Here is an 11749-nt window from a genome sequence, read left to right on the forward strand (position 1 = left end):
TAAGGGAACTCCAAAAAATAAAATACCCAAAACCCACACCCTCAAGGGTGGGGCTATACGGACAAAGCCTGCCTACGCAGGCTGAAGAGTCAAGTTTTTCACCGCAGAACTTGGATAATTTATTTTTTTGGACTCCCTAATCGTTGCAGAGAGAAGGTTGCTGCTTCAGAAACTTGGAAATGACTATCTTTTTCCATGTATTTGAGGGCGGAGATGCTTTTTTCACTGGGGAGATGTCCCAGGGCTTCGGCGAGGCGTTGACGCACCAGCCAATCTTTGGATTGGACGAAACGCAAGAGGCGATCGACGGCTTCAATACATTTAATTTCCCCAAGGGCAGCGATCGCCGCTTGTTGCAAGACGATTTCATCGCTATCCAAGGCACTGAGCAACACATCCCGAGCCCGAAGGTCCTTGAGATTTCCCAGGGAGACTGCGGCACTAAAGCGAACTAGCCAATCGGTATCTTCATAGAATGCGCGAACTAGGGGTTCCAAGGCTCTTTCATCTTCGAGATATCCCAGGGCCCCGGCTGCACCGGCACGAATGCTGTAATCTGGTTCGCCTTCGAGGATTTTTACCAGAATGGGAAAGGATTGGGCGGTGGCTTTAATGCCTAGGGCAAAGACGGCCATCGATCGCACTTGGAGGTTCTCATCATTGAGGAGTTTTTCGATAAAGGGGAAGGCATCCGCAGCGGGGACGTTCCGCAAGGAAGCCAAGCCTACCATGCGATCGCCGGAATTTTCACTGTCGAGCTTGACGGCTATTTCTTCTAAACTTAATAGGGACATAGATTCAGGAAATTTACATAACTTTACATTCACTTTTTTATTATAGAGCGAGGACCGCAGGAACGGGAGAAAATCGGCCCTCTGAGCAGGAGGGATTTCCGAACTAGCGATCGCCTCTTCATGGGTTATTCCGCATCCTTGACAGCAGCCTTGTGCTTCCGTTCATAAAGCTGCAACAAAATCGCCCCATGAACTTCCCGGGTGAGAGGATAAAAATAAACCAAAATTAAACCCCCGATTAAAAACAGGGTGGGTAGAGGCCCGATCACCATGCGAATGGCAAACAAAGCGGAGTCTGGTTGTTCGGGAATCGTGGTATTTCCAGCGGATGCGATAAAACCGGACCATTTGAGAGTTTGTCCTACGAAGAAAATTCCCAAACCTAAGCCGAGCTTTTGTAAAAAAACCATACAGGAGTAGAAGATTCCTTCCCGACGTTGGCCGGTATTTAATTCATCTAAATCAATCACATCGGTGAGCATGGACCAAGGAATCAGATAAGCCGTTGCTACTCCCACACCCGCTAGAACCGCGAGGAAGAACATCAAATCTGTGCGATCGCGGGGTAAAAAGAAGAGGCCAGCTTGAGCAATAATCCAAAACCCCATGCCCATAAAATAAACGGCTTTTCTCCCCACTGAGCGGCTAATCGCGCTCCAGACAAATAGCATGATAATCGCCACCATTTGCACAATTAAGGCCACTTCAAAAAATGAATCTCGCCCCATCCAACTGACGACAAAGTAGGGAATAACTGCTGTAGTTAATTGCAGAGCTAACCAAGAAAACAGATAAATCCCAATCACAAACTGAAATGGACGATTGCTCAGGGCAATTTTGAACTGAGAAACCAAGGATAAATTGCTCGGGTCTGAGGGGGTTTGATACCGTTCTTTGGTTCCGAAGACACACCAGTAGAGAGGAAACATGGAAAGAATCGCACAAATGCCGCCTAGGGTGACATACATCTGTTTGGGGTCAGGAATGAGCTGACTCAAAACCACACCCAAAATGAGAGCTAAGATACTCCCACCAATGGAGAAGGCAAACCGAAAGCTATTGAGACTGGTCCGCTCGTTGTAGTCCTGAGTGAGTTCGGGGGTGAGGGCTGTATAAGGTAGATTGACTGCGGTGTAAGCGGCGTGGAAAAAGATACTCACCAGAACGTAATAGCCGAACAGTATCCACTTATTCAGGTCGGGGTCGGCACTGAAGTGAGGGACCAACCAATACAGGAAAAAAGACAGACCAAAAGGCAGGGAGCCAAAGAGCATCCACGATCGCCTGCGTCCCCAGCGAGACCGGGTGCGATCGCTCAACATCCCAATTACCGGGTCATTGATGGCATCCCACAACTTACCAATCATCAGGACCGTTCCTGCTAATCCGGGGTCTAAACCTGCCACCTCAGTTAAAAATATCAGCAGGGTAAACGAGATTAAAATTGTGGTGATCCCAGCCCCCATATCTCCAGCACCATAAGCTAGTTTTGTGGAGAGCCTGAGTTTTTCGGGCTGGGATCTGTCGTTCGCTGGAGCAGAAGGGGACGAGTGATTCATGGAGTTTGTTTTTTCCGGGGAAAGAGTATGGCGAGATGACCGCCATTGCTGGAAGCCAAATTTCAGCGGGGCTTTTCTGTATTGTGGCATACGATACAGCCTGTAAATTCTATGCTATCTTTGTCTATTACCTTTATTTCTGCTTCCTGTTGCTACTCTTGGAAAAAATACCCCCATGCGTGACCTTCATATCGGTTGGTCCGAGTACCACCAAAAAATAGAGCAGCTTGCGGTCCAAATTTATCAGTCGAATTGGCATTTTGACCAAATCGTTTGCATTGCCAAAGGTGGACTGCGGGTGGGGGATATCCTTGCCCGGATTTACGATCGCCCGTTAGGGATTTTATCTACAGCCTCTTATGGGGGTGCAAACGGTCAGCACCGAGGCTCCTTGAAAATTGCCCGCCACTTAACTGCGATCGGCGAGACCCTCGGCCCTCATGTCTTATTGGTCGATGACCTAGTAGATACGGGAATTTCTCTCAAGGAAACCCAAAGTTGGCTGAATTCCCATTATGAAAATCAAATCCAGGAGATTCGCACCGCAGTCCTCTGGTATAAAGCTTGTTCGGAAATTCAACCGGATTATTATGTCGATTACCTAACGGATAATCCCTGGATTCATCAACCGTTTGAAGGGTATGAACAACTTACCCCGGAGCAACTGGCTCAGAGTTATGAAACGATCGCAAGTTAATCTCGGAGGGAGCATCTCAATGTTGAAAAGAGACCTAACCCCCCAGCCCCCTTCCCTAAGAGGGAAGGGGGAGCAAGACGTAAATTTCCCCCTTCCCTCTTAGGGAAGGGGGGTAGGGGGGTTAGGTCTCATTGGTTTTTAGACAAAATTGAGATGCTCCCATCCAGGATAACGAATTTAAGGCGAAAATTGTCCTTGAAATTTGGCTGGGCCAGAGCTTACCCATTACCGTGAGTCGTCGGGTCAATTCCCGTTTTCGACCCTACATTTAGGTAGGGTTTGCAGTAGCTTAAGCGGTGGGAATTCCAAACATTAAGACCCAAATCGGTAAGGTGATTAATAAGCCGACAGAACCCAGTCCCAGGGCAGTTACGGCTAAATCGCGATCGAGATTGTAGGTTTCTGCTAGGACTAGGGTAGCAAAGGCTGGAGGCATGGCCATTTGTAAGACTAGAATCAGCAGTGCAGGGCGATCGAGTCCCCAGAAAGATAGGATGATGCCGAGAAACAAGGGCACAATTAGCATTTTAATCACAAGACTGACCGAGGCGGGTTTAAGGCTACTCCAGGAGTGTAATTGGCTCAGTCTCATGCCACAGAGAATCAGGGATAAGGCGATCGCACTCCAAGCAAACCGTTGTAAACTATTTTCCAATAGGGGCGGTAGGGGGATATCTCGCACCAATAACCCAAACCCTAAACTCCATAGGGTGGGATTGTAGACAATGGCATGAATAAACTGTTTATAACTTTTCGACCCCTCTCCATATCGAGCGGCTAATAAGGCACCCAAACCATAAGCACCGATTACCGTACCCAACAAATCGTAAAATAGCGCCCAGGCAAAATATTGTTCTCCCACTAATGCCAAGGTGACGGGATAGCCAATAAAGCCGGTATTACCCACCATCGTTGAAAGGACAAAACTGCCTTGGGTGGGTTGATGGGACCATAGGGATGATTGTCCCTGCTTTTCAGAAGCAGAACCGGAGTTGGTTTTACTCCTGATCCACAACCAGCTAAGTCCCACTCCCAGTAGAATCGCCACCCAGGCGATCGCCGGTGCTAACCAGATTGAACCGGATAAATCCGAGCGACGCACGAAGGCAATCACCCCGATCGGAACACCAATCCAAAACAGAAATTTGCCGATATAAAGAGGGATTTTCGGAGGCAGCAGCCGACCCAGAATAAATCCCAATAACGCTAATCCCCCAAGTTGGAGGTACAGTTTTAGGAGTTGACTTCCCAGAACGAGCATAATAATTTAAAAGAGGATTAGTTTTCATGAAGTTGGGGTGTTATCCCCTGATTCAAACGAGTTTTTTAACTGCGTCTCAATGGAGAGGATAACGGTGCCGTGGCACATCCCAATTCAATTGCCGGATTTCCTGACTCTCAACGGTGAAATCAAGAAGAAATAATGGAGCAATTGAGGATTAATATTGCCATAGAACCTAGGGTTGAGTCCGTAGCACTTGACGCTAAACCCGGGAATTTTTGTCATGGCTTGTTGGTCCCTAGTCCCTAGTCATGGGTCACTGGTCCCTTGACAAATGACAAACAACAAATGACAAATGACAAATGACCCTCTGTTGGTCCCGATCTACAAGGATTCGGTAGAATGCTTTTTTAACCCGGTAGGGGAGTAGGTAAGCTCTATCTACGAAGGAGGAGCCGTCTAAGGATCCATCACCGCTTCCGCCGCTGTTCAGTATCATAGTTTAGGGAATCCGAGTCAATCTGTTAGGAGTCGAGTCATTGAATAAGGCATCTGTGTCGGGACAAGCGTCGAAAACCTCGACATTTATGGGGGAGGACATTCCTCAAGCGGTTAGAGATACCTCCGAGAAAGTCTCTAAGGTTCAGGGGTCCAAATCGGTTAAATGGGTTGTAATTGCCGTGATTGCCGGGACAGTCGCCCTCGTCGCCGGGGTCCTGGTGGCATGGCAAGGGGGAATGCTGGCACTCCTGAATACCTCAGAGGTGGCTCAAACTGAGCAAACTGATGGCCAGGACCCTGATGCGCCTGCGGACCCAAACGCCCCGAAAACAGAGTCGTTACTGGGTCATTTACCCTATCAAGAAGCCCCTCCCGAAGACCTTCAGCCGATTTCCGGTGATGGGAGAATCATGATGCGTCAAGCTGCCGCTAGAGCGTTTTTGGACATGAAAGAGGCGGCGCGATCGCAAGGGGTCTATCTGGTACCAATTTCCGGATTTCGCACCGAGGAAGACCAAAAATATCTATTTTTTGAGGTGAAAGCGCAACGGGGACAGGTGGCAATGGAACGCGCCGAAGTTAGCGCCCCTCCAGGGTACAGCGAACATCATACCGGCTATGCGGTTGATATTGGCGATGCCAATGTTCCAGCGACGGATTTGAGTCCGAACTTTGAAAATACCCCCGCCTTCCAATGGATGAAAGAGAATGCGGCCTATTATAGTTTTGAGATATCCTTTCCCAAAGGAAATTCCCAAGGGGTGAGTTATGAACCCTGGCATTGGAGATTTGTCGGCGATCGCCACAGTCTGGAAACCTTCTATAAAGCCCGAACCCAGGAAGTCGAAGCGACTCAACCCTAACAGGATATTCTATTGCCTTCATGCTCCTTAACTGTTGCTCCTCCCCATCTTGAACCCTAAATTATGAGTCAAACTGCGCTGAATCTGGTGGCAATTTCTGTTTTTTTGATGACCCTTTCCGTATTGCTCGGACCTATCCTAGAGTTATCTCCCGTGATTGGGGCGATCGCCACCGCCAGTCTATTAGGATTTTTTACCCTAGATACTCTCGGCTGGCAAGGCAAAGGTGCAAACCTGATCGTTGATGTTTTTGCCGGAATGTCCGAAGATCATCGATCGCGGGTTGTGCGTCATGAAGCGGGACATTTTTTAGTAGCCTACTTATTAGAAATTCCCATCACCGGCTATGCCTTAAATGCCTGGGAAGCCTTCAAACAAGGCCAATCTGCTGGCGGTGGCGTGCAATTTGACGATCAAGAACTCCTCACCGAACTCCAACAAGGCAGCCTCTCGGCTCAATTATTTGACCGTTACTGCATCGTCTGGATGGCAGGAATTGCCGCTGAAACCTTAGCATATAATCGCGCCGAAGGTGGTGCAGAAGATAGAACCAAATTAAAAGCAATTTTGGCCCAAAATCGCAAATCTCCCACGGATGTTCAACTCAAGGAACGATGGGCAATTTTGCAAGCCAAAACCCTAATAGAATCCCATTTAGATGCCTATCAATCCTTAGTCACCGCAATGGAACAGCGACTGCCGGTGACTGAATGTTATCAAATGTTAGGAAATCAGATTCCCATCAAAGCCGAAAAAAATGCAACGGTTTAATTCAGTCGTTGGTTCATTTTTAAGTTCGTAGTAACGACTTCAGTCGTTATCTTATCTGAGTTCGTAGTAACGACTTCAGTCGTTATCTCCTCTTAAGTTCGTAGTAACGACTTCAGTCGTTATCTTTCCCCCAGTTCGTAGTAACGACTTCAGTCGTTATCTTATCTGAGTTCGTAGTAACGACTTCAGTCGTTATCTTATCTGAGTTCGTAGTAACGACTTCAGTCGTTATCTTATCTGAGTTCGTAGTAACGACTTCAGTCGTTTCTTCTGGAACCCACTATGGAAAACATTTTTTTACAAATCTACCTTCTTATGCTACAACAAATAGGGAGCAAGATGCTCTCATACCAAATCCGGTTGGTAAAAGTCGGTTTTAGGTTTTAGCCCGCGCAGGCGGGCTTTGTCCGTATAGCCCCACCCTTGAGGGTGTGGATTTTTATAGACCTTTGACAACCGGATTCCGTAGCACTCCCTGCATTCTATATTTACATAGGAGTGAGAAGCGTTATTTAACACCCTTGTGGTATAAGCCTCACTATAAGCCAAAGAAACGACTGAAGTCGTTACTACGAACATGAAGAAGATAACGACTGAAGTCGTTACTACAAACTGGGACAATTTATGCTTATTCCTCCTCTGGTTCCTCCTCTTCATCAGAGTCTAACTCTTCCCCTTCCGGGTTTACTTCATCCTCATCCGACTCTAACTCTTCCTCTTCCTCTTCCCCTTCAGTTTCTTCAGTTTCAACCTCTTCTAATTCTATATCTAGCTTGACTAAATCTTCCTTTGAAAGTTCTTCTCTGAGCAATTCTGCGACACGCTGACGCATTTCTTGATGTTTTTCTACTCCTTCATAGGCGAACCGATTATAACCTCCCCGTTCAATTAGGGTTTCGAGATCTGCAATGCGTTCTTTTGTCGGGGGGTGAGTGGACATGAATTTCCAAAAGGAACTGCCTTCGCCATATTGTTCTTTGAGTTTTACCATCAGATTTCGCAATCCATCGGCGGAATAACCGGCAGAGGTGAGTAATCGGGTCCCGAGTACATCCGCTTGTTGTTCCATATCCCGGCTATAGTCAAGCACTAACAGATTGGCTAATGTGCCTCCGAAGGGGACATACCTTGCCATGTTGCTGATTAAATTGCCATGAGTGACCATTTGAAAGCCGTGAGAGAGGACTGCATGAGCGAGTTCGTGGGTGATTAATCCGGCTAATTCGGCTTCGGTGTCACTGTGGAGAATGGCACCGGCATTGACGAAGATTTTACCACCAGGGAGTGCAAAGGCGTTGAGATTTTTATCTTTAATTACATAGAATTCATACTCGAAATCATCCCGTCCCGAGAGTTTGGAGAGTCTTTCTCCGAGTTCTTGAACGTAGGTGACGATTTCTTCATCTTCCACCATTTCTAACTGTTCGATGGCTTGATTGGCGATACTTCTGCCGATCGCAGATTCTCCTCTCGCTAACATGACTAAGGTTTCCACCGCAGACAATGCACCGAGTGGATTGCCGGTTAAGGCAACCCCGAGCGCACCCGTTACAACATTACCGATCGCATTTCCGGCGATCATTTTCCGAATGTATCCGCGAAATTTACCGAAGTTATCTTCGGCTAACGTTGCAAATTCTTCCGCATCGGGATGATCGGGGTTGAGAAGGGCAAATTGGCGGGCGGCGATCGAGGCTTCTAGCCATTGTTCTGTGGCAGCGAGGGCGGCTATTTTTACCCGCAACAATTCCGGACTATTGGGATAAAAAGTCGTGGCTCTTTCTAAGACTTCAACCGTTTTTTCCGGTTGTTCGTAAGTGGTGTAAGCTTCGGCAAGTAATAAATGTCCGGGTAGAAATTCCGGTGAAGCTTCCACGAGCAATTCTAAGGGAACGAAGATGCGAGATTCTAGTTGATTTTCCCATCCCGCTTGTGCTTCGCGCCAGTACACCCGCGAGGCAGGAGAGAGTTGTTCGGGATCCGTCAGGGGTTCGGGGAGGGTGGAAATTGCCGCTTGCTTGCCATTGGCGGAAAAGGGCGGTTTCACCTCCTGATAAATCGCCTCTGCTGCGGCAATATCTCCGGCGACAAACAGGCGATCGGCTTCTGCCAAGCGTTCCAAAATGCGGCGTCTTTCGGCTTGTTTTGCCGCTTCTTCGGGATCTAATGTGTATTCTTCTTCCGATGTCTCCTCTGCTTCGTCTGAGGTTTCAGCATTGGGAGATTCCGGGTCCTCTTCCTCCTGTGGCAGGTCCTCTGCTTCGTCTGAGGTTTCAGCAGTAGGAGTTTCCAGGTCCTCTTCCTCCTGTGGGGGTTCCTCTGCTTCGTCTGAGGTTTCAGCAGTAGGAGTTTCCAGGTCCTCTTCCGGTAGTGGGGGTTCCTCCGATGCGGTTTCGGGGGTCGGTTCACTGGTGGGTAAGGTGGATCGGGTTTCGGTGTTCGCTTGCGCTAATCGGGAGGGGGAGGGAACGGGTAACTCCGCAAGTGCAGGTGTGGCAATGGGGAGTACCAAGCTAAGGGTAACGAGCCAGGAATTCCAAAGGAGTTTCATCTTAGCAACCTAGGGTAAATTTTGAGGGAAGACTGGTGGAGCAAGGGTCGAGTTTCGCTGTGATCCTGATTCCTATTGTAGAGATAAAATTTAGGAACGGGCAAAAGGGCGATCGGTTGATTCAAAATTGCCTGAATTTAAGCCAAAAATAAAGCAAAATCAAGGCTGAAGATTGAATGGATTTAGATGAGGTTTATTTGATAAGTCAATTGGGTTTATGACAGTCTTTTGAAAAAGTTTATACGCCTCCAGGATAGTTTTATTTTTGTCAATACGTTTTAAATCGGTATGGGATAGGTATTTTTTAATAAAATTCCCTCGCCTAAAATAGAGAGGGAATTGTTGTCAAAATGCCCCATATTTTTTGTGAATGAGTCAAGGGAGATTAGAAAACAATCCCCCAATTTGCTTGCTTTCTAGCTAACCGGAGGTTTTACACCGCAGCTAGAACCGATTCGCAAACATCTAAAACCAACCCTTCGCGAGCGAGAACGGAGTTGGGAAATGCTTGTTTAACTTCCCCATCCAATTTATCGAGAAATTCATCATTGTGGCTGGGGTCATGGTGGAAAATCACCAGTTTTTTCACTCCAGCGGCTTTAGCCACTTTGACGGCTTCCTGCCAGGTGGAATGTCCCCAGCCATGTTTGGGGGATTTAGGGTTATTATATTCATCATCACTGTACATGGCATCGTAAATCAATAAATCTGCATTGCGTGCCATGTGCAGAACGGTTTCATCCATGCGATCGGGAAAATGTTCGGTATCGGTACAGTAAAATACGGTATGACCGTTATAGGTGACCCGATAGCCCATTGCACTATTGGGATGATTTAAGGGGCCGGTTTCAAAGTAGATGTCATCTACATGAAATGGTTCACCACAAATCATTTCTGAAAATTTCAAATTCGCCTGCATTCCTTCGAGGGGAACGGGAGAATTGGGATGGAGAATTCTTTCTACAAAATGCTGTTCCATCGATTCGGCATCCAGGGGAACCGAGCCATGAATATGCAGGCTATTTCCGCGAATAAAGGCGGGGGTAAAGAAGGGAAAACCCTGGATGTGATCCCAGTGGTAGTGGGTGAAAAACATATAGGCTTCGATGGGCATTTCTTTTTGCAAGGTTTGTCCTAAAACCTGCAATCCCGTACCCGCATCAAAAATCAGGCGTTTTCCACCAATTCGCATTTCCACACAGGAGGTGTTGCCGCCATAGCGAACAGTGTCCTTTCCGGGGGTTGGAATGCTGCCTCGAACGCCCCAGAATTGGACAACAAACTCAGAGGAAGGGTTCGTTTCCATACAGGCTCTTACGGTTTTGTATTTGAACAAGTGGAACTAATGTAAACTGTGTCAACTGTGTCAACGATGGGCTCGGGGAAACGGATGACGATCGCCCGATATCTCGATGTTTCAATCTAACCCGTTAATGGGGGTAACTCTTATGACCCCGCTTGATCCAGTTTTGGTCTGAATGTGCCGGTTTGACCCTGATGGCGTAAGAGATGGTCACAAAGCACTAAAGCCATCATCGCTTCTACCATTGGTACGGCTCTGGGTAACACACAGGGGTCATGCCGTCCTTTAGCCGCTAAGATGGTTTCTTCGCCTAAGCTGTTTACCGTGCGCTGTTCTTTGCGAATTGTAGCAGTTGGTTTAAAGGCAACTCGAATAATAATATTTTCTCCGTTGGAAATTCCCCCTTGAATCCCGCCAGAACGATTGGTGCGGGTGCGAATTTCTCCCTGCTCATCGGTATAAAATTCGTCATTATGCTCGCTACCCGTCATCAGGGTCCCGGCAAATCCGGACCCGATTTCAAATCCTTTACTCGCAGGCAGGGACATCACCCCTTTGGCGAGATCGGCTTCGAGTTTGTCAAATACGGGCATTCCCAACCCTTTGGGGACGTGACGCGCTACGCATTCGACGACGCCGCCGGTAGAATCCCCTTCTCTGCCAATGCGTTCGATTAGTTCAATCATGCGATCGGCACATTCGGAGTCAGGACAACGGACGATATTGCTCTCGACTTGAGCGAGGGTGACTTGGTTGGGGTCGATGATGCCTTCTAAGTCTTTGATACGCTTAACATAGCCGATGATTTCGACTCCGGCGACTTGGTGGAGGATTTTCTTGGCGATCGCACCGGCAGCAACTCTACCAATGGTTTCCCTCGCTGACGATCGCCCTCCCCCTTGCCAATTCCGGATCCCATATTTAGCATCATAAGTGGCATCGGCATGAGAGGGACGGTAGGTGTCCGTCATTTCGTGATAATCTTGCGATCGGACATCCTTGTTTCGCACCAAGATACTAATCGGTGTGCCTAGGGTTTTCCCCTGAAACACCCCAGAGACGATTTCGCAGGTGTCTAATTCTTTGCGCGGTGTGGTAATTTTACTCTGTCCCGGTCTGCGCCGGTCTAGTTCGACTTGAATTTCTGCTTCGCTAATGTCGAGTTGGGGTGGGCATCCATCAATAACGACCCCTACACCCCCACCGTGGGATTCTCCAAAGGTGGTGACTCGAAACAGATGCCCGAAAGTGTTTCCCATGATTGATGCTCAAACGGCGTTAGAACTTGTATTTTATCCGAAACTGCACCGTTTCGTCAGGGTTAGTCTCCCCCTTCTCTGGATTAGGGAGGAGGAATCGGTTGAGTTGCGGCTAATTCCCGTCAATCCAGGGTTTTGCAGACTTAGGGGATTGCATAATATAAATCCTCCAACCGTTCTGAATGTAGGGGCGCAATGCTTGCGCCCAAAAGAGGGCGCAAGCATTGCG

Annotated in this window: 10 protein-coding genes; 3 read left to right on the plus strand and 7 right to left on the minus strand. The window is 47.9% G+C overall.

All coding sequences use genetic code 11. The annotated features are described in order from the left end of the window. Window positions 1–119 precede the first annotated feature (119 nt). Both NG833_RS18410 and NG833_RS18415 read right to left on the minus strand, forming a co-directional pair. Entirely contained in the window at window positions 120–794 is a 675-nt protein-coding gene (locus NG833_RS18410; RefSeq protein WP_254566732.1) for a HEAT repeat domain-containing protein, read from the minus strand. Between the two features lie 125 nt (window positions 795–919). Continuing rightward, entirely contained in the window at window positions 920–2353 is a 1434-nt protein-coding gene (locus tag NG833_RS18415; protein WP_254566733.1) for an MFS transporter, read from the minus strand. 175 nt (window positions 2354–2528) lie between these two features. On the opposite strand from NG833_RS18415, the gene NG833_RS18420 reads away from it, so the two are divergent. Then, the gene (locus tag NG833_RS18420) at window positions 2529–3050 is read left to right on the plus strand and encodes a phosphoribosyltransferase (protein WP_254566734.1); all 522 of its coding nucleotides are present in this window, start codon (window positions 2529–2531) and stop codon (window positions 3048–3050) included. Between the two features lie 289 nt (window positions 3051–3339). Here NG833_RS18420 and NG833_RS18425 read toward each other — a convergent pair whose 3' ends face one another. Beyond that, window positions 3340–4311, minus strand: coding sequence for an AEC family transporter (locus NG833_RS18425; RefSeq protein ID WP_254566735.1), 972 nt, complete (start codon window positions 4309–4311; stop codon window positions 3340–3342). A gap of 500 nt (window positions 4312–4811) precedes the next feature. Between NG833_RS18425 and NG833_RS18430 the strand changes: the two genes are divergently transcribed. Both NG833_RS18430 and NG833_RS18435 read left to right on the plus strand, forming a co-directional pair. Next, window positions 4812–5636, plus strand: coding sequence for a D-alanyl-D-alanine carboxypeptidase family protein (locus tag NG833_RS18430; protein ID WP_254566736.1), 825 nt, complete (start codon window positions 4812–4814; stop codon window positions 5634–5636). A gap of 63 nt (window positions 5637–5699) precedes the next feature. Further along, on the plus strand, window positions 5700–6407 hold the full coding sequence (locus tag NG833_RS18435; RefSeq protein ID WP_254566737.1) for an ATP-dependent Zn protease: 708 nt from the start codon (window positions 5700–5702) through the stop codon (window positions 6405–6407). A 345-nt stretch (window positions 6408–6752) separates the two neighbouring features. Here NG833_RS18435 and NG833_RS18440 read toward each other — a convergent pair whose 3' ends face one another. The 4 genes from NG833_RS18440 to aroC form a co-directional block, all read right to left on the minus strand. Next, window positions 6753–7028, minus strand: a complete 276-nt coding sequence (locus NG833_RS18440) for a hypothetical protein (RefSeq protein WP_254566738.1) — start codon at window positions 7026–7028, stop codon at window positions 6753–6755. A gap of 7 nt (window positions 7029–7035) precedes the next feature. Beyond that, complete coding sequence (locus tag NG833_RS18445; protein ID WP_254566739.1) at window positions 7036–8958, minus strand: M48 family metallopeptidase; 1923 nt, start codon at window positions 8956–8958, stop codon at window positions 7036–7038. Window positions 8959–9391: 433 nt separating this feature from the next. Then, window positions 9392–10264, minus strand: coding sequence for an MBL fold metallo-hydrolase (locus NG833_RS18450; RefSeq protein ID WP_254566740.1), 873 nt, complete (start codon window positions 10262–10264; stop codon window positions 9392–9394). Window positions 10265–10404: 140 nt separating this feature from the next. Beyond that, a complete protein-coding gene (gene aroC / locus NG833_RS18455; protein WP_254566741.1) occupies window positions 10405–11520 on the minus strand; it encodes a chorismate synthase in 1116 nt (371 codons plus the stop codon). Between the last annotated feature and the right edge of the window lie 229 nt (window positions 11521–11749).

The organism is Oscillatoria sp. HE19RPO (genome assembly GCF_024220515.1).
GTDB lineage: Bacteria > Cyanobacteriota > Cyanobacteriia > Cyanobacteriales > Laspinemataceae > Laspinema.